Origin of the sequence: Kribbella sp. NBC_01245 (assembly GCF_036226525.1) — a bacterium.
Taxonomy (GTDB): Bacteria; Actinomycetota; Actinomycetes; order Propionibacteriales; family Kribbellaceae; genus Kribbella.
The window spans coordinates 7,567,140-7,589,444 of sequence record NZ_CP108487.1; the positions used below are offsets into that span (position 1 = coordinate 7,567,140).

Below are 22,305 nucleotides of genomic sequence, written 5' to 3' on the forward strand. Positions count from 1 at the left end.
GGATACCGAAGTCGGAGTCGGTCGAGACTTTCGGACAGGTAGGTTTCAGGCATGAACCAGCTCGCTGTCACCGTGATCGGCCCGGACCGCCCGGGCATCATCGCCGACGTCACCGGCGCGCTGGCCGGCGTCGGGGTCAACCTCGAAGACTCGACGATGACCCTGCTGCGCGGGCATTTCGCGATGATGCTGGTCTGCACCGGCCCGGACGCCGACGCGGTCACCGAGGCGCTCGCGCCGCTCGGCGGCGAACTCGTGATCACCGTGCGGGCGGTCGGCCCCGAGCAGACGCACGCCCCGGTCGGCCCGCCGTACATCTTGAGTGTGCACGGCGCCGACCGCCCGGGCATCGTCTCGGCGATCACCCGGCTGATCGCGGCCGTAGGCGGTACCGTCACGGACCTGTCGACCCGGCTGAGCAGCACGCTGTACGTCCTGACCGCCGAGGTGGAACTGCCCGCCACCGTCGACGTCTCGGAGCTGACCGCCTCCCTCGAGGTGACCGGTGACGAACTCGGTGTGGGCGTGACCCTGCGCCCGGCCGAGAGCGACGACCTGTGAGCCTCGCCCACCTGAACCAGACCCTCGCCACCTGGAGCCCGGCCCAGCTCGGCCTGGCCGGCGACATCCTCGAGGTGGTCCAGGCCCCACACCCGGTGCTGGCCACCGAGGGTGCCGAGATCGACCCGGCCGACCCGGTGATGGTCGCCCTGGCCGCCGACCTGGTCGCCACCATGCGGGTCTCACCGGGCTGCGTCGGATTGGCCGCGCCCCAGGTCGGCGTCGCGGCGCAGATGTTCGCGCTCGACGTCACCGGTCATCCGAAGACCCGCACGTGTCACGGCGTTTTCGTGCTCTGCAACGCGGTCGTTGTCGAGGCCAGCCGCCAGGAGAAGGCCCGCGAAGGCTGCATGTCCGTCCCCGACCTCACCGGAGACGTGAAACGCGCCACCCGGCTGACCGTCACCGGCCAACTCCCCGGCACGGCCGAATCCGTCACCATAAGCACCGACGCCTTCGAAGCCCGCGCCCTCCAGCACGAGATCGACCACTGCGCCGGCAAACTCTTCCTAGACCGAGTAGCCGGCGCCCACGCCATCTTCCCCCGCAAGGTCTACCTCTAGCCCCCGCGCTCCAAGTCCCTACGCCCTGGTTCCCCGCGCCTTGGTTCCCGGCGCTCTGGTTCCCTGCGCCGGAGCCCCGGCTGCCTTGTAAGGTACGAGGGCCGGGCCCGGGTGGCGGAACGGCAGACGCAGCGAGCTTAAACCTCGCGACCGAAAGGTATACGGGTTCGAATCCCGTCCCGGGCACCACCACTTCTGACGCTCAGTCTGCAGCGACTTGCCGCAGACTTGGCTAGTCGCGTCTGCGCTTGAAGATCGCTCCCATGGCGGCGGCCATCGGGCGGCGACACCGCGCGGCAGAGCTTGCTCGCACATACGCATGTGCATGTGCAATCGAGCGAACAGTTATGACTAGTTTGAATTCCAACCAATATTTTGCGGGCATCCAACCGCGGTTCGGGATTCGTGACTCTTCCGTGGTTTGGTCCGGATTAGGCTCGGTTATGGCCCGTCAACGGGTCGCCCGTGACTGCCGTTTGCTTGGGAGGCCATGCCTCGCCTGGCGACGCGGCGATCAGCTCGCGGCTTCGGGCGAGGGGTGGGAGACTGAAGCGGTTTGTTGGCAGAGGATTGTTCGCCACTTTGGTCGCCCAGGAGACGCAATGCATCCCGAGAAGCTATGGACCGACCTTGCGACTGAGCTAATACATACGCTCAGCAGTTACCGCGCGCGTGTATCTGAGGTGGACATCCAGGAGAAAGCTGATCGCACGTTGCTCACGGACGCTGACTTGGCGGTCGAGGCGCTTGTCATTGACAAGATCCGTGATTGGGATTCCGAGGCGAAGGTCGTGGCTGAGGAATCGGGTACAGGCAGTTGGCGACCAGCTGAAGGTGATGAACCGAAGCGAGTCTGGGTCATCGACCCGATTGATGGGACCGCTGAGTTCGTGCGTCCAGGTAGCGTCGAATTTTGCTCAGTTGTTTGCCTGCTGGAACATCGCGAGCCGGTTGCTGCGCTAATTGTCGCTCCAGAGCTGGGGATAGGCCGCACGCCTGTCGTCGTACTTGCCTCGCGAGCTGAGGGAAAGATAACAGTCAACGGTCATCCAGCAATTCTCAATTCTGACCTGGAGCCAGCCCAAGCTGCTTCGGTGACCCGAAGTGCGAATACGGCGGCAAGATCGTATGAGTCAGAGATGCTTGAAGCGGGTTACAAGCTGAAAACTCGTACTACATCACAGACGCTGGACCTTCTTCGCACTGCGCTGGACCTCACGGAGGTTGCCGAAGATTCGCCCCGTTTCGATCTCTTCTACCGTCCCCAACAGAAGATCTGGGACGGGCTGGCCGGGTTGTGTCTCGGTGAGATCGCCGGTCTATTGTCTACAGACTTGGATGCTCGCAAGCGACTACCGGTATCCAGAGAAACACTTGCTCAACCTGAACCGACTTTCGAAAGCACCGTGATGGGCCGTCCGGAGGCAGTCAAGTGGTTCGTGGAGATAGCGCAGGACTCCCGCACAGAAGTACCGAAGTCCTCGTAGATGTCACGTCGATTATTGGCGCTGAGGAGTTCATCGCTGCTCAGAATCGAGGTCAGCAACCTAAAGATCCTTTCGCGCGCCAAGTATTCGTTGAGCTCATCCAGTCGCTAATTTTCATGTCGAAGGTGTGGGTCGCCCACCCCGTCCACGCCGCGCCGGTTCCAGAGCACTTCGGCAGCAAGCCCTATTTGCTTCGCGCGCTCGCCGACGCCGGCCTCCTGCACCCACTCCACCTGGATGCAGTTGAGATGGATGCGGCCCACGCCGCTGAGGATTCCGCTCTCCGCGACCTTCAGAGTTGGCAAGGCAACAAGAGCTTGGCGCAGTTCATCGAGCAAGCTTTGATCTGCGACGACGTGCAGCCGTGGGCTGGCAACTCGCTGTCCAAGCGAGTACAGGACTGGTCTACGTTTCAGGCCGCTAATGTTCGTGTTCCCGGACATCACGATGATCGCATCACCACATCTGATGGCATCGAGGATGACCCGTTCGGCGCGTGGGCGAGGGCAGCATCCATCGTGTTACGTGGTCCGTTGCAGTCCATGGCCCAGCCAGGTGAAGAGCCGTACGTGGCCGCAACCCTTGCACGTGGCCTGAAATATCGATGCCGCGCGGACGCGGTCAGGCTGTCATACCAGGCCCACCCGATGCGCCGCGACTTCCTCCTTACCTTCGATCTGACTCGCGAAGGCGCCAGTGAGCGCGTCGTCCTCGACGTGATCAAGGCGATTCGTGGCATCCACCGCTCCCTGGCGACAGCCGCCAGTGAGAGCGACACCCATCGCGTGCAACTGCTCGAACTGGAGTTGCCGCTGCTCGGCGGACGGCTCTGGGGGGCGGACGAGGTCGGCAACCTGGGCGAAGGAGAATGGATTGACCTCATAGTCAGCCGGATCGCGGACTATCGAGAACGGGCTGCTGACCTGCGCAGAGCCGTCGCGCGGTGTGTAACCGACGAAGACTACTTGCGGCTTGCCCGTGATATCGACGGTGCGAAAAGGCAACTTCTCGAACGGCTCGGCCTTCGCAGAGTGGCACTATCTGCGGTCGAAGAAGATCTCGTCAACGGTGTGGCGTCTGTCGCCGAGTCCGTTCCGGGCGTGCCGAAGGTGTCGGGCATCTGGCTCGGCGCGAGGACTGTGGGCAAGCAACTTTCGTCCACCGGCACACCTGTGCAGCGTTTCCTCTATAAGGAGTTTTTCCGGGCGTGGAAGCGCGCTGGTCGCTGACGCCCTGCGTCAGCGACCGAACTCCCCGCTACCTCGCCGACCCGAGCCCAACTTGCTTGCTGCGGCACATGACAAGGGGTGCTGTCGCGGACGTGTGGGGGAGTCGTGGCGGCAGCACCCCTTTGCAAAGCCGTTGGCGGCGACCCGAGCGCGGCGGCTCGGGGATCAGGTCAGAAGCGCTTGGTGTATTTGGTGCCGCGGAGGTAGATCTTGACGCCGTCGGGCTGCGAGGAGCTGTGGCCGAAGGAGTACTTGCCGATGTTGCGGATGCTGGTCTTACCGGCGGCGACCTCTACGTAGTCGAAGTCCGACTGGTGGTCGCGCACGATCGAGTACTTGATCCGGTTGGCGCAGGTGTTGGCGACCCTGACCTGCCACTTCGGGTCGGACCAGCCGCTGTTGTTCAGCTTGGTGCGGGTGGCTTTCACGCAAGACGGCCACGCGGTGATGGCGGTCGGGCTCGCGATCTGGGTCGGGCTGGTGGCCGAGCCGGTGGCAGCCTGCGCGGACAGCGGGGCGGCGACAAACGTGGTGCCCAGGGCCAGGATGGCGAGGACTCGCATCGGGTTCCTTTCGGTAGACGTTCGCCGGATCACGGCGAATTCTTTCGAATGCATTCTGTCGCGGCATAGGTCCAGCCGCCGCCGCTCTGGCCGGTTCCTGCCTTCGTTGACCGGCTCGCCAGCGGTCGGATAGCCTCACGGGTGCGTGGCCGGGGCCGCGTCGAGACTCGCCGGAAGGCTGGAAGCCACCCCGATTTGAGGAGTCCATCACGCGCTCCCTTGGCCTGTGCGAGTCCAGGCTTTGAGAGGACGCGCTGTGAGATTTCTGCCTGACAAGCCGAGCGTTGGATTTCTGCGCAAAGAGGCCAAGGACCTGCTTGCCGCACTCCGTGAATCCAGCCCCGACACATCGCTCGCGGTTGCCCAGCAGGCGCTGGCTTCCCAGTACGGCATGCGTGATTGGGCCGAGCTGAAGTCCGAGGCCGAGCGACGTGCCGCCGAGCTGCCGGTCGTACCTCACGGGCTTGCCGACGCGCTGGCCGCAGCCTTTGGCCTCGGCGAGGTCGCGAACGCGGCAACGCCCGTCTCGTTCACTCCGATGGGCCGCTGCTGGTCGATCACCACTGACCGCGGTCGGTGGCTGGCCGTCACGGTCTATCCCTGGATCACCGATGCGCAGGCCGAAGTCGGTACTCGGCTGCGCGATGCCGCGGTCGCCGCCGGTATCGCCGCTCCGACCCCGGTGCGCAGTCCCGAAGGTCGGCTGATCGAGAACGTGCAGGGACAGAACTGGCGGATTCACGAGTGGATCGAGGTCGGTCCATCGCCGGTTCGCCCAACACCGGTCGCCGTGGCTCGCCGGATCGGCTCGGTCTTCGGGACGCTGCACTCTCTCGCCATCCCGAGTGAAGCGCCCATCAATCCGTACCTGACCTCGCGGCGGTCCGACGCCGAATGGGAGGCCCTCGTCGATCGAGCCCGCGCCGCCCAGAAGCCGTGGGCCGAACAGCTCGCCCGAACCCTTCCCGCGTTGTTGGACCTGCGCACGATAGAGGCCGATGTCGACGGCGACGAGGTCATCCTCTGCAACTGCAACCTCATCCCCGAACACGTACGCATCGGCCACAACGACGCGCTCGTGGTCACCGAATGGGACTTCGCTGGCTCCCTCACACCCCGGCTCGAACTCGGCTACGCGCTCGCCCACTGGACCCTGCGCCCATCGATCAACGGCACGACGGTCACTGCGTTCCGCGAGGGGTACGTCGATGCCGCCGGCCGATGGCCCGAACTCGAGCTCGCGTCATTCGCCGTCGCCGCAACCGGCTGGCTCAACTGGACGTACAACACGATCTGCGAAGCCCTCAACCCGGCCGACCCCGACCAGGCAGCCCTCGCCGACCGCGGGACCGCCGACCTCCTCAATCAACCCATGACCCGCTCCGCCCTACAACACCTCCTAACCGTGCTCGACTCCTAGCGGTCCCCGTCAGTCGTCGCGGGAGCTGAGGACGCAGAACTCGTTGCCCTCCGGATCGGCCAACACCGTCCACGACCCGTCCTCGGTCTGCCCGACGTCCACGTGCCGGGCGCCGAGCGCCTCCAGCCGGGCGATCTCGGCGTCCCGGTCCTGACTCGTATGCGGCGCCAAATCAAAGTGCAGCCGGTTCTTCACCTTCTTCTCGTCAGGTACCGCCACGAACACCATGCCCGGTCCAACCCGCTCCCAAGGCGTCTCTCGCATCACCTTCTCGTCCGCCCAGGACGGGACGATCACGCACTCGTCATCGGTCTCATAGATCACCTGCCATTCCAACGCCTCCGCCCACCACGCCGCCTGCCCCCGCACGTCCCTGCAATCCACCACCACCGAATACCACCTCAACGCCATCTCTCTCCTCCTCCAACACCGGAACCCAGAGCCTCCCAGACCCCACCCCCAAATTCCGGCTCTCCTGCCGTTTCCTGGGCCTTGGTGGACCGCCAGGTCCACACGATGGCGCGAAGCACGCCCAATCGGGGGCGAAGTCGGCCATCGTGTGGACCTGCGCGTCCGCATACCCGACCTTGGCCACGGTCGCGTGCGAACTGCGCGACGTATGGCTCGAACGGCCGTCCACCTCCCCTCCTGCCGCGAGTGGTCAGGTCATGACGCGCCCACTCGCGGGAGGTTCAAAGCTGACCACTAGTCCGAAAATGACTGTGTTGGGGCGTGCGTGTGTTCCGGCGGAGCGCAGCGGAGCCGGGAGGTTGTGTGCTCGGTGGTCAGGCGACGGGTTCGAGGGTGACGTTGTAGCCGAGGGCTTGGAGTTGGCGGACGTGGTTGCGTCGTTTCCGTTCGGGGTTGATGCGGTTGTCGTAGAAGTCGGGGCCGAGGTCGTGGAAGTGGGCGTCGGGATCGGATAGCAGGTGCCAGACGATGACCAGGATGGAGCGGCCGACCGCGACGATGGCTTTCTTGCGGCCGCGGCGTCTGGCGATGCGCCGGTAGCGTTCGCCGAGGAAGGTGTCGGTTTTACCGGCGCAGACGGCGGCCTCGCCCAGGACCCGGGCCAGGTAGGAGTTGCCGTGGCCGGTGGCGCCGGTGCCTTTCTTCTTCCCGGCCGATTCTTTAACCCCGGGGGCGAACCTGGCCCACGACGCCAGGTGGCCCGGGGTGGGGAACCGGGTCATGTCGGTCCCGATTTCGGCGATGATCACGTGCGCGGTGACCCGCCCGATGCCGGGGATCTCATCGAGTCGTTCCACCGCCTCGGCGAAAGGGGCGATCTGGTCGCCGATCCTGTCTTCGAGGTCGGCGATATCGGCTTCGATCTGGTCGATCCGGGCCAGCATCTTGGCCAGCAGATAGGCGTGGTGGTCGGTGAAGTATCCGGTGAAGGCTTCTTCCAGGTCACCGATCTTGGCCCGCATCCGGGACCGGGCCAACTGCGCCAGCACCTTCGGGTCCCGCTCACCCCCGGCCAGCGCGGCCAGCATGTCCCGCCCCGACACCCCGAAAATGTCCGACGCGACCACCGACACCTTGATACAGGCATCTTCCAGCAGCTTCTCCACCCGGTTCTTCTCCGCAGTGCACGCGTTCACCAAATCAACCCGATACCGGGTCAGATCCCGCAACTGGCGGATCGGCAACGGCGGCACGAAACTGGCCCGCAGCATCTGCCGCTCCGCCACCTTGCACAACCACACCGCATCCAGCCGGTCGGTCTTCGGCCGACCCGGCAAATGCTTCACATCCTTGGCGTTCACCAGCCAGGTCTCCAACCCGGCCGCCTCCAGCAGATAGAACGGCGGCTTCCAATAGTCCGAGGTCGCCTCCATCACCACCCGCGACACCCCCAGCTCGACCAGCCGGTCAGCCAGCCGCAACAACGACCGCGTCATCGTCGAATACCGGTCCACCTCCTGCAACCGGCGCCCCGGCCGGCCCGGATCCGGAATCCGCACACAACACACCAACTCGGCCTTACCGATGTCCAGCGCCGCGACCCGCGCGATGATCTCCTCGACATCCTGCGTCTGCTCCAGCACCACAACCCACCTCCACACAACGCACCGGCAAACACGGTGCCCGCAGGAGCTGCAAGGATCCGGCGAATCTAGTCCGCGTGCTCAAAGGCAACACTGAAAGGCCCACAACGCAACTCCCGGCGCCCGACTCGCGGACGGCCTCAAACGAACCACAGTGATACGGCGTCAACGGGCACCACCCCAATTTTCAGCCCGGAACGGGCCGCCCACCAGAGCAGTGCCAGACTCGCGGCAGAGAGCGTGGGCAGGAAGGCGCTGACTCCGGCTTCGGCGTAACTCGCGAAGTTGGCGGTACCGGTGCCCATGGAAACGGCAGGAGTGCCGGTTTTCCACAGATGTCGCGAACGAGTGCGCGTGCGTCGGGTGGGTCTGCTAGGTGCGGGTTCGCGGGTGGGTTTGGGTGGTCTACTACGGTGCTTCGGCAAAGGGCGGCGTGGGATGAGGATGGTTGTGGATGAGGGTTGTTGAGGTCGAGGGGTTGCTGGACCTGCTGGATGAGGTGTTCGAGGGCCGCGCGGATGCGACCAGCCGGGCCGCGTCAGAACACTGGAACGGGATCCTGCTGCGGGAAGGCCATCCGCTGAACACAGATCGTCCCGACGCCAGCCTGGTCGAATGGCATCGGTCCGGGCTGTTGCCGATGGAGAAGGTCGCCACCGCCTTGGATGTCGGCTGCGGCCTTGGGCGGAACAGTCGGTGGATGGCCGGGTTTGGCGCTTCGGTCACGGGGATCGACATCGCCGCCTCCGCGCTTGAGGCCGCGCGTGGTCGTGGGGAGGGCGTGGAGTTCCGCGAGGTCGACTTCTTGCGGGAGGTGGTGCCGGGTGGGCCGTTCGAGTTGGTGTACGACTCTGGGTGCTTTCACCATTTGGCGCCGCATCGGCGGATCTCGTACCTGAAGTCGTTGCGGGAAGTCCTCGCGCCGGGTGGGTACTTCGGGATCTGTACGTTCACCTCCGGCCTTATGGGGTCCGACGAGCCCGACGACGTACTGATGCGCTCGGGACGTCTAGGTGAGGGCGTGGGCTATACCGAGGCGGAGCTGGCGGAGATGTTCTCCTGGCTCGACCCCATCGCCGCCGGCCCGATGCCCGGGCAGGACGCGTTCGACGTACCAGTCTTCACGCAGGACTTCCTGACAGTCGCCCTATTCCGCAACCCCGCCGAGGACGATCAGTGACTTACAGCAGATACCAGAGCCCGCTGCCAAACGAGAGTGGCCGTCATATCGGCATCTTCGGACTGGTCAACACCCTTGCCAAGCAGGGCAAGCTGACACCGGAGCAAGAGGCGTTCCGCCGGAGCAACAACGACTGGTACGACGCGGCCTACCAGAACCCAAGTCTCGTGGATCCAACCGTCTACGACCGCGAGGTCAATCCTCTCGCGGCCGCCTGGTTCAAGCCGTCGGCCGTCCACCTGTTCGACCGCATCCCGGGCTACCTGGACATCCTCGCCGCGCACGGCATCCCCTGCCACCTGGTGACCTCGACCGACCCCGGCCGCATCGTCTACGAAGACGCCGACCAGATAGTGGTGGTCCCGCCGGCATGACCCGGCGGCTGCCCGCGGGTGGGGATGATGCGGGCGTGGGGATCTTTAGGTCTAAGAAGGTGGCCAAGAAGCCGCTTCGGTTGACGTCTGAGCTGGCGCTTTTCGTGTTGCTGGCGGTGGTGTTGGGCGCGATCGGGTGGAACCTGGCCGAGGCGGAGATGAAGCTTCGCAAGGACGGGGTGACGGCTGACGGCACGGTGGTGCGGGTGCTCGGGTCGCCGACCAGGGGCGGGGACGACTTCCTCATCCGGTTCGGCCTGCCGGGTGGGCGTAAGGCCGAGGGGAAGGCGTCGCCGTATTTGGACAACGACCTCAAGGTGGGGCAGAGCGTGAAAATCCGCTACTTCCCGGCGCAGACCACTCGGGTATGGACCGAAGATCGCAACTCGGGCGTCTGGCTCCCGGTCACCTTCTTCGCCGCCGCCCTGGCCTCGCTGGTCGTCGGCCGCTGGCGCAACGCCCGCCGGGCATAACGTCCGACCGCCCGGCCGGCCTCGGGCATGATGGGCCCGGTGACGGAAGAGGAACTCGCTAAGCAGGTACGGAAGGTCGCGGCCGAGGCCAAGGCCGAGGTGCCCGTGGTGCGGTTGAAGGAGCCGCCCTGCAAGGGGCCGCACGTCTTGTACCTGCAGGCCAAGGGCAAGCCCGCCGAGATGCAGTTCTGCCCGGAGGTCGGCGACATGCCCGCCTCGATCCGGGAATTCCTGATCGCCCAGGAGTTCGCGGGCCGGCAGGCCGGTATGGTGCGCCGGCTCGGCCGCGTTTCGTCGTACAGCGTCGCCCTCGCGTTGGTGCTCGGCCTGGGCATCAACCTCCTGATCGATCGCCCACTCTGGTTCTTCATCGCCATCTACCTGGTGCTCTACGCCGTGCTCCGGCTGCTCGGCCACGCCATCGTGGTACGGCGGTTGCAGCGTGCGACCGATCGCCAGCTGGTCGAATGGCTCAGCCGGGATCAGGTCGTCGAGACGCTCAACCTCTTCCACCAGCCGGACCTGAAGGCGACCGCCTGGCAGCGGGTGCAATGGCTGCTGCGTGGCGCACCGCCGTCACCCCAGACCCGGCTGCGCTGGCTGAACACCAAAGGTGACTGAACGCCAGGCCAGATCACGGCTGGGGAACATGAAGCAAGTCCTCAGGCGTTGTTAAGGGTGTGCCCGTAGTATCTAGTCACGATCCACAGCGGATCGTTTCGGGTCATCAGGAGGATGACATGCAGAGCAGTAACCCGGTCCTGAACCGGTCGAGTGCTTTTGCGCCTGGCCAAGGCCAGGCCTATCCCGGGGCCGCTCCGTACGGTCAGCCGGGTCCCCACAACCAGCCCGGCCAGTACGGCGGTGGCTACGGCGGTCCCCAGCAGTACCAGGGCGCCCCCGCGAGCAGCCGTCCGATGACGCTGGACGACGTGATCGTCAAGACCTCGCTCACGTTGGCCGTCGTCACCATTTCGGCCGCGCTGTCGTGGTTCATGATCCCGGACACGTTGGTCACCCCGGCCTTCCTCGCCGGCGCACTGCTGGCGTTCGCGCTCGGCATGGTGCTGTCGTTCAAGCGGACGATCAACCCCGCGCTGGTGATGATCTACGCCGTCTTCGAGGGCGTTTTCCTCGGTGTCGGTAGCGAGTTCATCGCCAACTACGTCGGCAGTGCGGACGTGGTCGTGCAGGCGGTCCTCGCGACACTGGTCACGACCGCTATGACCCTGGCCACCTACAAGTACTTCAACATCAAGGTGACGGCGCGCTTCACCAAGATGGTCATCATCGCGACCATGGGCTTCGCCGGCGTCATCCTGATCAACTTCATCGCCAGCATGCTCGGCTTCAACAGCGGTATCGGCGGGTTCGGCGCGATGGGCCTGCTGTTCGCCGCGATCGGTGCCGGCCTGGCCGTGTTCAACCTGATCCTCGACTTCGACATGATCGAGCGCGGTGTCGCCGCCGGTGCCCCGCAGAACGAGGCGTGGCGCGCGGCCTTCGGCCTGACCGTCACCCTGGTCTGGCTGTACTGGAACCTGCTGCGGATCCTCGCGATCCTCCGCGGTGGCGACTGACAGTAACCGTTTGACGGGCAAGTCCTAGCAACAGACCACGGCCGGTGGGTTCTCAAGAACCCGCCGGCCGTGCGTCATTGCAGGAACCTGCAAGAAGGCATAGACGAAGGCCGACCCCTCCACCTGGTTGGGGTCGGCCTTCTGGTTGGTGCTCAGTCTCCTGTTCGGCTCGTCAGCCCATACGCCTGTGCGCTTTGACCAGGTCGTATTCGTGGACGATGGCTGTGGCGTGCCCATGAGCGAGCGCGTACTCGCTTGATAGCCACCGCACCCTGTCGTCGAAGCGCAGGAACGACGGTCCGTCGTTCATCAGCTTGAACCACTCGGTCATGTTGCGCCCGGTACATTGGGGCACCTTCTCCACCAGACGCTGATGCGTTTCTTCTGAGTGGTTCAGGCCCATTGTCGCCTCCCGTCGTCGGGGACAATCCGTTGTATATCGACTGTGCCTCACGACCGCGCGTCAGACAAGCCCCTAACGTTTCAACCTGTTCTCACCCGCATCCGCGAGCAGCAGTGCCGGAAACGCCTGTTTCACAAGGCCTACGACAGAGCGTTAGGACAGAGCATCAGCCGGTACGTCGGAGGCGGCCGTCGCGTGCTCGGGCTGCTTGTCCACCTCGGTCTTCGGGTGGCGCCGGCGGTGCCGTAGCTCGGCCCAACGACCCCGCGGCCCACGCTCCCGGCCGGCCACCTTGGTGGCTGCCACCTCCGTACCCGCGGTACGAACGGCCTCGACCGCGGCCTTGGCGATCGGCAGCACGGCCTCACCCCGGAAGGCCTCGGGATGAACGAACGCGTCCGGGCCTACGCCCACGGCAGCGGCCACCGAGGGCAGCAACGCGGCCGACGCGGCGGCGTACCCGGTCACCGAGGGATGAAAGCGGTCCGGGCCCCAGAGGGTCGGGTCCTTGCGGAAGGCCTCGCTGAGCAGGGAGCCCATCGAGACGGTCCGGCCGCCGGCTTCGACGACGGCGATCGTCTGCGCGGCGGCCAGTCGGCGGCTCCAGGAGCGCGCCACTTGCTTCAGCGGTGGCACGATCGGCTGGACCAGGCCCAGGTCTGGACAGGTACCGACGACGACTTCGCAGTGGGCCGCGCGCAGGCGGCGAACCGCGGCGTCGAGCAGGCGGACAGACTCCGACGGGCGGACCTGGTTCTTCACGTCGTTGACGCCGATCAGCATCACGGCGACGTGTGGTCCCGCCAGCAGGGCGTTGTCGATCTGCCCGGCCAGATCGCTGGACTGGGCGCCCGTTCTCGATACGTCGACGAGCCGGACCGGCCGCTGCGCCAGCTCCGCGAGACCGCTGGCCAGCAGCACGCCAGGGGTTTCTTCGGGCGACTCGGTGCCGTAACCGGCCGCGCTGGAGTCGCCCAGCATGGCAAGGGTGATCGGATGTCCGGGGTATCGGCCGTACAGGCCACCGCCCGGAGCCGGGTGTCCCCTCATCGGGCCGATCACACGCTGGGCATACCGCGCTTCCGCGGTCAGCACGCCGTACAGCGTCGCTCCGATGAGACCTAACCCCCCGCCCCCAAAGGCTGCGGCCTGGGCCAGCTTCCTGGCGGCCCTGGCTTTGCTCATGTCCCAAGGATTACACGCGGTGACCACAAAGCAAGCGAAATAGGCCAGTGTCGTGGGGGACCATATAGTGAGACTCGTGCAATACGTGAACTCACTCCTGGACCTGGTCGGCAACACCCCGCTGGTGCGGCTTTCGAAGACCACCGACGGCGCCAAGCCGTTGGTGCTCGCGAAGGTCGAGTACTTCAACCCCGGCGGCTCGGTGAAGGACCGGATCGCGGTCCGGATGATCGAGGCCGCGGAGGCCTCCGGCGAGCTCAAGCCCGGTGGCACGATCGTCGAGCCCACCTCCGGCAACACCGGTGTCGGCCTCGCGATGGTCGCCCAGGCGAAGGGCTACAAGTGCGTCTTCGTCTGCCCGGACAAGGTCAGCGAGGACAAGCGCAACGTGCTCAAGGCGTACGGCGCGGAGGTCGTCGTCTGCCCGACCGCGGTCGCGCCCGAGCACCCCGATTCGTACTACAACGTCTCCGACCGGCTGGTCCGCGAGATCGAGGGCGCCTGGAAGCCCAACCAGTACGCGAACGAGAACAACCCGCGCTCGCACTACGAGACCACCGGTCCGGAGTTGTGGGAGCAGACCCAGGGCAAGATCACGCACTTCGTCGCGGGTGTCGGCACCGGCGGCACGATCAGCGGCACCGGGCGGTACCTCAAGGAGGTGTCCGACGGTCGCGTTCAGATCATCGGCGCGGACCCGGAGGGCTCGGTCTACTCCGGCGGCACCGGCCGGCCGTACCTGGTCGAGGGTGTCGGCGAGGACTTCTGGCCCGAGACGTACGACAAGACCATCTGCGACCGGATCATCGAGGTCTCCGACGCGGAGTCGTTCGCGGTGACGCGGCGGCTGGCCCGCGAGGAGGCCATGCTGGTCGGCGGTTCGGCCGGAATGGCGGCCGCGGCGGCGATCCGGCTGGCCAAGGAGCTGGACGATCCCGACGCGGTGATCGTGGTGCTGCTGCCCGACGGCGGCCGGGGCTACCTGACGAAGGTCTTCAACGACGAGTGGCTGTCGCAGTACGGCTTCCTGGCCCATGCGCGCCAGGGCGCGACGCTCGGCGAGGTGCTGGCCGGCAAGGACGGCGGGATGCCGCAGCTGGTGCACACCCACCCGCACGAGACGATCGCCGAGGCGGTCGAGATCCTGCGCGAGTACGGCGTTTCGCAGATGCCCGTGGTGCGGGCGGAGCCGCCGATCATGGCGGCGGAGGTGGCCGGTTCGGTTTCGGCGCGCACGTTGATGGACGCGTTGTACTCGGGGCACGCCCGGTTGGCCGACATGGTCGAGCAGCACATGGATCCCGCCCTGCCGTCACTGGGCGCGGGGGAGCCGGTCACGAAGGCGGTCGAGCTCCTCGAGAACGCCGACGCGCTGATGGTGCTGGACGACGGCAAGCCGGTCGGCGTCGTCACTCGCCAGGACTTGCTGGGGCACCTCGCTACCTAGTCATCGGTCCACCAGGGACGGGATGATCGCGATCAGCACGGTGACCACGACGCCGAACAGGATGCCTGCTGCGCTGAGAATTCCGGTGATGTCCATGTATCAAGGTTCTTGCGAAAACACCCTTGATCCATCGGTCCGCGGACCTGTCTTGCCATCCACCCTAGGTCGTAGCCCGCACCCTCCGGCTACGACTTAGGGAGGTACGCGTACCCGCCGGGGTCATCCGTTCAGATACTCGGCGGGGTTGAGCCGCCTGGTGCGACGCCAGTAGCCGGTCGTGAAATGCGGCCAGATCGTCGAGTTCCGCCCCTGCTCGTCCAGGTACCAGCTGGCACAGCCGGACTGCCAGACCGTACCACCGAGATCCCGCTGCACCGAAGTCGCGAATCGCCGCTGCGCCTCCGGCCGGACCTCGACGGTCGACCCGGCCCGGATCCGCGCGAGCGCTTGGACGACGTACCGGACCTGGGCCTCGATCATGAACACCATCGAGCTGTGCGCCAGCACGGTATTGGGCCCGACCAGCAGGAACAGGTTCGGGAAGCCGGCCATCGTGATGCCGAGGTGTGCGCTGATGCCGTCGCGTTTCCACACCTCGTTGAGCTCGATGCCGTCGCGGCCGGTGATGCGCATCTTGGTCAGGTTCGCCGCGACCTGGAATCCGGTGCCGAGCACGATCGTGTCCGCCGGGTGCTCGACCCCGTCCGAGGTCTGTACGCCGTTGGGCGTGATCCGGGCGATTGGCGTCGTCACCACGCCGACGTTCGGCCGGGTGAGCGCCGGGTAGTACTCGTTCGACAGCAGGATCCGCTTGCACCCGATCTGGTAGTCCGGCGTGAGTTTCGCCCGCAGCTCCGGGTCCTTGACCTGCTTGTGCAAATGCCGTTTCGCCTGTATTTCAAGGGCTTTCAGCATCTTTGGGTGTACGGCGAACCCGGCGCCGCGTAGTTCCAGCGCCCAGTAGACGACGTTCCGGATGACCCGCTGGCCGATCGGAAGGCGCGCGTGCAAGGCCCGTTCGCGCGGCCCGATCGCGCGGTCGGGCTTCGGGGTGATCCAGGGCGGCGTCCGTTGGAAGAGCTCGAGCCGCGACGCCTGCTCCGCGACGGGTGGTACGAACTGGATCGCGCTCGCGCCCGTCCCGATCACCGCGACGCGCTTCCCGGTCAGGTCGACCGAGTGGTCCCAATGCGCCGAGTGCCAGACGTTTCCGGTGAACGACGAGAGGCCTGGCAGGTCCGGCGTATGCGGCTCGTGCAGACTGCCCACACCCGAGACGAGCGCGGCCGCGTCCACTTGCGAGCCGTCAGCCAGTACGACGGACCAGCCGTCGTCGCGCCAGGAGGCCTCGACCACCTCGGCGCCGTACCGGATGTGGTCGGCGATGTCGTACTTCTCGGCGCAGTGTTTGAGATACGCGAGGATCTCGTCCCAGGGCGCGAACATGCGCGACCAATGCGGGTTCTGCTCGAACGAGAACGAGTAGAGGTACGACGGGACGTCGCAGGCGCAGCCGGGATACGTGTTGTCCCGCCAGGTGCCGCCGAGGTCGTCGCTCTTCTCCAGGATGACGAAATCGTGCACCCCGGCCAGCTTCAACTGGATACCCAGGCAGAGCCCGGCAAAGCCCGAACCGATGATGGCGACCCCGGTTTGCGTCATAGCCGCCGAGGTTACCCGCCAGTCACGTCGTTTGTCAGCGGCCCAGGCGGCTACGAGGCCGGACACCGTCGGACGCGAAATACGCGACTCATGGCGCAAGCGGACCGCCATGTCGTCCATGTCCCTCTCCCGCGAGTGGTCAGGTTATGACGCGTCCACTCACGTGATGCGATGAAGGGGCGGGGCCTCCCGCCCGTCGTGGTTTCCGAGTGATGCTCGGTGTGCAGGTTTTGCACGAGTGGGGAAGGAGGCCCCTTATGTGTGCAGAGTACGACGGTCGGCAGGTTGTGGGTATTGATCTGCATCGGCGGCGTTCGGTGATTGCTCGTCAGTCTGAGTCTGGTGAGTCGTTGGGGTGGGTCCGGATTGTGAATGACCGTGAGGTGTTGCGCGAGCAGATCGGGTTGGCGGGTCCGGTGCCGCGGGTCGTGGTCGAGGCCACGTATGGCTGGTACTGGGCGGTGGACGAGCTGCGGGCGGCGGGTGCGGAGGTGTATTTGGCGCATCCGCTGGGGGTGAAAGGGTTCAGGTACCGGCGGGTGAAAAACGATGTCCGGGACGCGTTCGATCTGGCGGATTTGTTGCGGATGGGGCGGTTGCCGCAGGCGTGGATCGCGCCGCCGCCGGTGCGGGAGGTGCGGGAGCTGGTGCGGTATCGGGCCAAGCTGGTGAAGGTCCGGTCGGGGTTGAAGGCGCAGGTTCATGCGGTGCTGGCCAAGAATGGTCTCGGGGCGAGGGTGAGTGACCTGTTCGGTGTCGCCGGGCGCGAATGGCTGGCGGGGTGCCGGTTGCCGGCGGCGTATGCGGTCCGGGTCGGGTCGCTGCTGGATCTGATCGATCATCTTGATCGGGAAGAGGCCCGGTTCGCGGCGTTGATTGCGGCCCGGCTGGCCGGTGATGAGGGGTATCGGGTGATTCAGCAGTTGCCTGGTGTCGGGCCGACGTTCGCGGCCGTGTTCGTGGTCGAGATCGGTGATGTGCACCGGTTCGCCAACGCCGCCGCGCTGGCCAGCTGGGCAGGGTTGACCCCGCGGCATCGTGAGTCCGACACGACCGTTCACCGCGGTCACATCAGCAAGCAGGGCTCCCGGCTGGTGCGGTGGGCAGCGGTGGAGGCCGTGCAGCACGCCACCGTGGCCAAGATCGCTGCCGACCGGCACCGCATCGAGCAACGCCGCGGTACCAACATCGCCAAGGTCGCCGCGGCCCGCAAACTACTCACCCTGGTCTATTACGGGCTGCGCGACCACGAGATCCGTGCGCTGGCCCGCTGCCAGGACCCGGTATGAGTAGCTCGACCGCAGCGCACGCAGGGTCGTTGAGTGGTCAGACCTCCCGATCCCGAACCGGTGATCCAGGGCACGGTCGTTGTACGTGATTGACCTCGCGCGCTGCGGGCCGAACCACTCCATGCCCCCAAGACCTGCGGGGCGAAGGGATGACAGGGCAGTCGAGCAACCCGACCTGCCGGACCCTTGCACAAGACAAGGGATGGAGAACCGACCCACAACCCCTATACCGGCATTCCGGTCACAGCAAGGCTGGCGATGGTCTACGACCAGCGTCAAGACCAAGCCCTCCGGGCGGCCTCCGGCCGGCCCTGACCCCGGCCGCACACCACGCTGCCCAAAACCCGACCGGAACCCCACAAAACACGCACCCACCAGCCCCTTGCACAACCCCACCCCTTCAGGGATGACCACTCGCGGCGAAAGGAGGGGGAAGACCGGACCGCCAGGTCCACACGGAGACTCGAAACGGGCCGGACCGAGGCGAAATCGGCCTCCGTGTGGACCTGGCCGTCCGCTTCAACCGCAGGTGTCAGCCGACAGCCGCCGAGCTGCGCGCACGGGCACTCGGAAACAAGTCAGTGGTCAGCGAGGCGGTAGAGGGTTTCGCCGGCGTTGGGGACGACGAAGGTGTCGGGGTCTGACTCGTAGGACTTGAGGTCGAAGGTGGCCAGGTCGAGGTAGCCGAGGTCGGCGCCGCGGACGATGTGCTCGGGGATGCTCGTCACGAGAGTCACCTGGACCCGGCACTTCTCGCCTTCGGCCTCCGAGTACGTCCCGGCGCCGCGGAGGTGGGTCGAGTGGGCCAGGACGCCCCAGTGGACGGACTTGAAGCGGTCCCACTGGGCGAGGAAGTAGTCGCGGCAGTGGTAGCCGATCTGCTCGATCTCCGGATGCATGGCGGCGATGTGCGTGACGTGCGGGGCGTAGAGGATGACCTCGCCGCCATCCGCGACGACCGGTTCGAGTTTGTAGAAGCCCTTCGCGGCGGTCCAGATGTCCTGGTACTTCGGCGGCATCACCGACACCACGCGCTGCACCGGCTTGTCGAGATACCGCACGTGCGTCTCGGCCGAAACCGCCGCGGCCGCCTCCCACGACGTACGGGTGTCGCCGAAGGCCACGGCGTGCAGGGCGGACGTCCCAGACTGGGCGACGACCGACAGCGCGAGCTTCTCGGCCGGGATCAGCTCGGCGGCCGCATCGATCAAGGCGCGCACGGGCGTGATGCCGCGAGTGCCGATGATGTCCGAGCTGGTGATCAACGCGCCGAGCCAGTGCGACAGGTCGATCACCTCCTGCCCAGCAACCCCCGGAAAGAAGTACTTGTTGCCGCCGGAGAAGCCGACCACCTCGTGCGGGAACACCGGTCCCACGACCAACGCGACATCGTGCTCGACGACGGCCCGGTTGAGTCGTACGGCGACCTCCTCGTGCAGCAGGCCATTCGAGATCTCGCCGACCCGGTCGGCGCCGATCGTGCCGAGGTGCACGAACGTCGCGGGGTCGGACCACTCGTGGTTCAGCACCTCCATGCCGGGATAGTCGCCACCGAGGTGAGTCTCGATCTCGGCCGGCGTCATCGCGGCGTGCGTGCCGAGGGCGATCAGCGTGGTCAGGCGGCTCACCCGGCCGGTCAACGCGCCGTGCACCGCTCTCATCAGAAGCGGCAGCGGGCAACTCCGGGTGGCGTCGGGCACGATCACGCAGACGCTGCGACCGTCCAGACCGGCACCCGCGAGGGCCTCGTGCACGAAGGCCGTGACCTGGTCATCCGCCAGCACCTCGTCCGGCCCGCCGATGACCGCGGCCGGGCGTACGTCGTACAGCGTGGTCATGGCAACTCCTTCGAGGGCACACGGTAACCGCTTGCAAGACTACGGCCAGCCGAGCATCGCGGTCTCGGCGACTGCCTCCAGGTCGGCGCGGCTGGCGCCGTCGCGGGCTTGCTGGGACATGCCTTGCAGGGTGGCTGCCGTGTAGATCGCGAGGTGGCGTGCGCTGGTTCCCTTCGGCAGGACGCCCGCGCTGATGTCGGTCTTGATCCGGTTCTCGAGGTGGGCCAGGTTCTCCGCTCGCAGGGCGCGCAGTTTCTCCTCGACCCCGGCCGAGGCGGGCGTGCAGTTCTGGCCGGCCGAGATGACCAGGCAGCCTTGCGGATGGGCCGGATCGGTGTAACGCGCGGCGGCCTCGCGCAGCACTCGCGCAACGCCGTCCCGGGCGGTCGGTTCCTCGGCCAGCGCACGCGCGGTGAAGTCGCCGTACGTCGCCTGGTAGGTCTCGACCACCTCGTCGAAGAGCTTCCGTTTGTCGCCGAAGGCCGCGTAGAGACTGGGTGCGCCGATCGACATCGCGCTGGTCAGATCGGCCATCGAGGTGGCGTCGTAACCGTGCCGCCAGAAGGCCAGCATCGCCTGGTGCAGCGCGGCCTCGCGGTCGAAGGAGCGAGGGCGCCCGAGCTTGGTCATGAGACCCATTCTATAACGATCGCTAAAGATCGTGCTACGGTCTGGCTTCTGTAACGATCATTCGAGAAAGGTGCGGACCATGAAAACGGCACTCATCACCGGTGGCAGTCGCGGTATCGGCCGGGCGATCTCGCTGCGGCTGGCCCGGGACGGCGTGCGGGTCGCGGTCCACTACGGCCGCAATGACGAAGCCGCGAAGCAGACCGTCGCGGAAATCGAGGCGTTCGGCGGTCAGGCGTTCGCGATCAAGGCCGAGTTGTCCGAGCCTGGTGCGGTCGCGCGACTTTGGCTGGCCTTCGATGCCCAGGCGGACGGCCTCGACATCCTCGTCAACAACGCCGCGGTCATTGCCCCTGGCCCCTTTTCCGGCCAGACCGAAGGGCAGCTCGACCAACTCCTCAAGGTGAACGTCCAGGCGCCGTTCTTCCTTATTCAGCAGGGGCTTTCGCGGCTACGGGATGCCGGCCGGATCGTCAACATCACCTCCGGCGTGACGCGGATCGCGTTCCCCGAGGATGTCGCCTACTCGATCACCAAGGGCGCGCTCAGCACGATGACGCTCGCGCTGGCGAAGGAACTCGGGCCACGCGGTATCACCGTCAATTCCGTTGCCCCCGGCATCGTCGAGACCGACATGAACTCCTGGCTGGCAGACCCCGTCGCGGCCGAAGCGGCAGCGTCGTACTCGGTCTTCCATCGGGTCGGGCAGCCGGCGGACGTCGCCGACGTGGTCGCGTTCGTGGTCTCGGACGACGCCCGCTGGGTCACTGGTCAGTACGTCGACGCGACCGGCGGTTCGCAACTGTGACCGAGCGGAAACACCTTGTATGCAGGCGATTCGCGTCATCTCGCGGTAATCCCTGAGCTGTTGACCGGGCTCGACCGCAGGCGTTCCATCGGAGCCAACGAGTCCGAAGGGGGAACCATGAGCGACACGATCATGCCTGCCAAGGCGATCGGCGGTTTCGGGGGAGCGCAGTTGCAACCGGGCGATCCGGCGTACGACGAAGCGCGGACGCTTTTCAACTCGATGGTCGACAAACGGCCCGCGTTGATCGCGCAATGCGAGTCGGTGGCCGATGTGGTCGCGGCGGTGGAGTACGGCGTCGACCAGGGGCTCGAGATCGCCGTACGCGCTGGTGGTCACGGCGTGACCGGCGCTGCCCTCTCCGAAGGCGGTCTCGTTATCGACGTGCGGCGGATGAACCAGGCCGAGGTCGATCCGGACGCGCGCACGGTCAAGGTCGGCGGCGGCGCGATCTGGGCGGACCTCGACAACGCGTGCCAGCCGTACAACCTGGCCACGACGGGCGGGCGGGTCTCGACCACCGGCGTCGCGGGGCTGACGTTGGGCGGTGGTTCGGGTTGGCTCGAACGCAAGCTCGGTCTGGCCTGCGACAACCTGCTGGAGGTCGAACTCGTCCTCGCGGACGGCCGGCTCGTCACGGCCAGCGAGACGTCCAACCCCGAGTTGTTCTGGGCGTTGCACGGCGGCGGTGGGAACTTCGGTGTCGCCACGTCCTTGACGTTCCGGGTCCATTCGTTGCCCGCGACAACCTTGGCGATGCTGTTCTGGCCCGCCTCGGCCGGGCCTGAAGTGTTTCGCGCCTATCGAGATCTGATCGAGCAAGGAGCGCCGGAGGAACTTGGTGGTGGGACCCTCTATCTGACCGGTCCGCCGGAGGAGTTCATGCCGGCCCATCTGCAGGGCGAGCTGATCGTCGGCTCGGCCGCGGTGATGATGGGCGACGAGCACGAGCTGCGCGAGGTGTTCCAGCCGATGTTCGACCTCGCGCCGGAAGGTGCCCTGGTCGCGGAGATGCCCTATGCCGAGCTCCAGTCGGCGCTCGACGATCCGCCCGGCTACCGCAACTACTGGTCCGCGGCACATCTCAACACGCTGCCGGACGAGGCGATCGACTTGTTCTGCGGGCGAGCCAGTGCGATGCCGATGCCGTCGCCATCGCAACAGGCGTTACTTCCGTGGGGCGGGGCCGTCGCGCGGGAAGCCGACCGCTGGCCGCTGCCGCACCGGAGCGCTAGCTGGACGGTGCATCCGTTCGGCCTCTGGCCGGATCCGGACCAGGACACGGTCGGTATCGCCTGGGCCCGGGACCTCGTCGCCGAGCTGAAGCCGTTCTCCACTGGCGCGGTGTACCTGAACTTCATCGGTGACGAGGGACGGGACCGGGTGGTCGCGGGCTTCGGGCAGGCGAACTACGACCGGTTGACCAGGGTCAAGGGCGAATTCGACCCGGGCAACGTGTTCCACCTGAACCACAACATCCGGCCGGCCTAGAACTGGTGCCGCCGCCGAGGGGCGGGACGGCGGCGGCACTTCCTTTAGTGTCCCGTGTCCGAAGTTCC

Annotated in this window: 22 protein-coding genes and 1 tRNA gene; 15 read left to right on the plus strand and 8 right to left on the minus strand. The window is 66.3% G+C overall.

Features of this window, described 5'->3' with window-relative positions:
* Positions 1-51: 51 nt before the first annotated feature.
* From OG394_RS34680 to OG394_RS34700, 5 genes are all read left to right on the plus strand, one after another.
* Complete coding sequence (locus tag OG394_RS34680) at positions 52-561, plus strand: glycine cleavage system protein R (protein WP_328991435.1); 510 nt, start codon at positions 52-54, stop codon at positions 559-561.
* Positions 558-1,124: a peptide deformylase gene (locus OG394_RS34685; protein ID WP_328991436.1), complete on the plus strand. Its 567-nt coding sequence runs from the start codon at positions 558-560 to the stop codon at positions 1,122-1,124. The genes OG394_RS34680 and OG394_RS34685 overlap by 4 nt, the downstream gene beginning before the upstream one ends.
* Before the next feature lie 105 nt (positions 1,125-1,229).
* A tRNA-Leu gene (locus tag OG394_RS34690) sits at positions 1,230-1,313 on the plus strand.
* Between the two features lie 413 nt (positions 1,314-1,726).
* Entirely contained in the window at positions 1,727-2,611 is an 885-nt protein-coding gene (locus tag OG394_RS34695) for an inositol monophosphatase family protein (protein ID WP_328991437.1), read from the plus strand.
* A gap of 116 nt (positions 2,612-2,727) precedes the next feature.
* On the plus strand, positions 2,728-3,840 hold the full coding sequence (locus tag OG394_RS34700; protein WP_328991438.1) for a hypothetical protein: 1,113 nt from the start codon (positions 2,728-2,730) through the stop codon (positions 3,838-3,840).
* Positions 3,841-4,010: 170 nt separating this feature from the next.
* Here OG394_RS34700 and OG394_RS34705 read toward each other — a convergent pair whose 3' ends face one another.
* Entirely contained in the window at positions 4,011-4,403 is a 393-nt protein-coding gene (locus OG394_RS34705; RefSeq protein ID WP_328991440.1) for a hypothetical protein, read from the minus strand.
* Between the two features lie 256 nt (positions 4,404-4,659).
* Between OG394_RS34705 and OG394_RS34710 the strand changes: the two genes are divergently transcribed.
* Complete coding sequence (locus tag OG394_RS34710; RefSeq protein ID WP_328991441.1) at positions 4,660-5,823, plus strand: hypothetical protein; 1,164 nt, start codon at positions 4,660-4,662, stop codon at positions 5,821-5,823.
* Positions 5,824-5,832: 9 nt separating this feature from the next.
* Here OG394_RS34710 and OG394_RS34715 read toward each other — a convergent pair whose 3' ends face one another.
* Both OG394_RS34715 and OG394_RS34720 read right to left on the minus strand, forming a co-directional pair.
* Positions 5,833-6,234, minus strand: coding sequence for a VOC family protein (locus OG394_RS34715; protein WP_328991442.1), 402 nt, complete (start codon positions 6,232-6,234; stop codon positions 5,833-5,835).
* Between the two features lie 374 nt (positions 6,235-6,608).
* Positions 6,609-7,877 carry an IS110 family transposase gene (locus tag OG394_RS34720; RefSeq protein WP_328989086.1) on the minus strand — a complete coding sequence of 423 codons (1,269 nt, stop codon included), beginning with the start codon at positions 7,875-7,877 and terminating at the stop codon, positions 6,609-6,611.
* Between the two features lie 454 nt (positions 7,878-8,331).
* Here OG394_RS34720 and OG394_RS34725 point away from each other — a divergent pair, with 454 nt between their 5' ends.
* From OG394_RS34725 to OG394_RS34745, 5 genes are all read left to right on the plus strand, one after another.
* The gene (locus OG394_RS34725) at positions 8,332-9,057 is read left to right on the plus strand and encodes a class I SAM-dependent methyltransferase (RefSeq protein ID WP_328991443.1); all 726 of its coding nucleotides are present in this window, start codon (positions 8,332-8,334) and stop codon (positions 9,055-9,057) included.
* Positions 9,054-9,431, plus strand: a complete 378-nt coding sequence (locus OG394_RS34730; RefSeq protein WP_328991444.1) for a hypothetical protein — start codon at positions 9,054-9,056, stop codon at positions 9,429-9,431. Before OG394_RS34725 ends, OG394_RS34730 begins: the two co-directional genes overlap by 4 nt.
* Entirely contained in the window at positions 9,428-9,904 is a 477-nt protein-coding gene (locus OG394_RS34735) for a hypothetical protein (protein ID WP_328991445.1), read from the plus strand. Before OG394_RS34730 ends, OG394_RS34735 begins: the two co-directional genes overlap by 4 nt.
* Before the next feature lie 39 nt (positions 9,905-9,943).
* Positions 9,944-10,525, plus strand: coding sequence for a hypothetical protein (locus tag OG394_RS34740; RefSeq protein ID WP_328991446.1), 582 nt, complete (start codon positions 9,944-9,946; stop codon positions 10,523-10,525).
* 119 nt (positions 10,526-10,644) lie between these two features.
* Positions 10,645-11,484: a Bax inhibitor-1/YccA family protein gene (locus OG394_RS34745; RefSeq protein ID WP_328991447.1), complete on the plus strand. Its 840-nt coding sequence runs from the start codon at positions 10,645-10,647 to the stop codon at positions 11,482-11,484.
* Between the two features lie 172 nt (positions 11,485-11,656).
* Here the strand turns inward: OG394_RS34745 and OG394_RS34750 are convergent, their stop codons facing one another.
* Positions 11,657-11,887 (minus strand): DUF4287 domain-containing protein, encoded by a 231-nt coding sequence (locus OG394_RS34750; protein WP_328991448.1) that lies wholly within the window; start codon positions 11,885-11,887, stop codon positions 11,657-11,659.
* 153 nt (positions 11,888-12,040) lie between these two features.
* Positions 12,041-13,072 carry an SGNH/GDSL hydrolase family protein gene (locus OG394_RS34755; protein WP_328991449.1) on the minus strand — a complete coding sequence of 344 codons (1,032 nt, stop codon included), beginning with the start codon at positions 13,070-13,072 and terminating at the stop codon, positions 12,041-12,043.
* Positions 13,073-13,148: 76 nt separating this feature from the next.
* Here OG394_RS34755 and OG394_RS34760 point away from each other — a divergent pair, with 76 nt between their 5' ends.
* A complete protein-coding gene (locus tag OG394_RS34760; RefSeq protein ID WP_328991450.1) occupies positions 13,149-14,519 on the plus strand; it encodes a cystathionine beta-synthase in 1,371 nt (456 codons plus the stop codon).
* 219 nt (positions 14,520-14,738) lie between these two features.
* Here the strand turns inward: OG394_RS34760 and OG394_RS34765 are convergent, their stop codons facing one another.
* Complete coding sequence (locus OG394_RS34765; protein ID WP_328991451.1) at positions 14,739-16,181, minus strand: flavin-containing monooxygenase; 1,443 nt, start codon at positions 16,179-16,181, stop codon at positions 14,739-14,741.
* 257 nt (positions 16,182-16,438) lie between these two features.
* Between OG394_RS34765 and OG394_RS34770 the strand changes: the two genes are divergently transcribed.
* Positions 16,439-17,470, plus strand: a complete 1,032-nt coding sequence (locus OG394_RS34770) for an IS110 family transposase (RefSeq protein WP_328991452.1) — start codon at positions 16,439-16,441, stop codon at positions 17,468-17,470.
* A gap of 578 nt (positions 17,471-18,048) precedes the next feature.
* Here the strand turns inward: OG394_RS34770 and OG394_RS34775 are convergent.
* Entirely contained in the window at positions 18,049-19,308 is a 1,260-nt protein-coding gene (locus OG394_RS34775) for a lactate racemase domain-containing protein (protein WP_328991454.1), read from the minus strand.
* 39 nt (positions 19,309-19,347) lie between these two features.
* The gene (locus OG394_RS34780; protein ID WP_328991455.1) at positions 19,348-19,938 is read right to left on the minus strand and encodes a TetR/AcrR family transcriptional regulator; all 591 of its coding nucleotides are present in this window, start codon (positions 19,936-19,938) and stop codon (positions 19,348-19,350) included.
* Between the two features lie 79 nt (positions 19,939-20,017).
* On the opposite strand from OG394_RS34780, the gene OG394_RS34785 reads away from it, so the two are divergent.
* Positions 20,018-20,746 carry an SDR family oxidoreductase gene (locus tag OG394_RS34785; protein WP_328991456.1) on the plus strand — a complete coding sequence of 243 codons (729 nt, stop codon included), beginning with the start codon at positions 20,018-20,020 and terminating at the stop codon, positions 20,744-20,746.
* A gap of 117 nt (positions 20,747-20,863) precedes the next feature.
* On the plus strand, positions 20,864-22,237 hold the full coding sequence (locus tag OG394_RS34790; RefSeq protein ID WP_328991457.1) for an FAD-binding oxidoreductase: 1,374 nt from the start codon (positions 20,864-20,866) through the stop codon (positions 22,235-22,237).
* Positions 22,238-22,305: the final 68 nt, after the last annotated feature.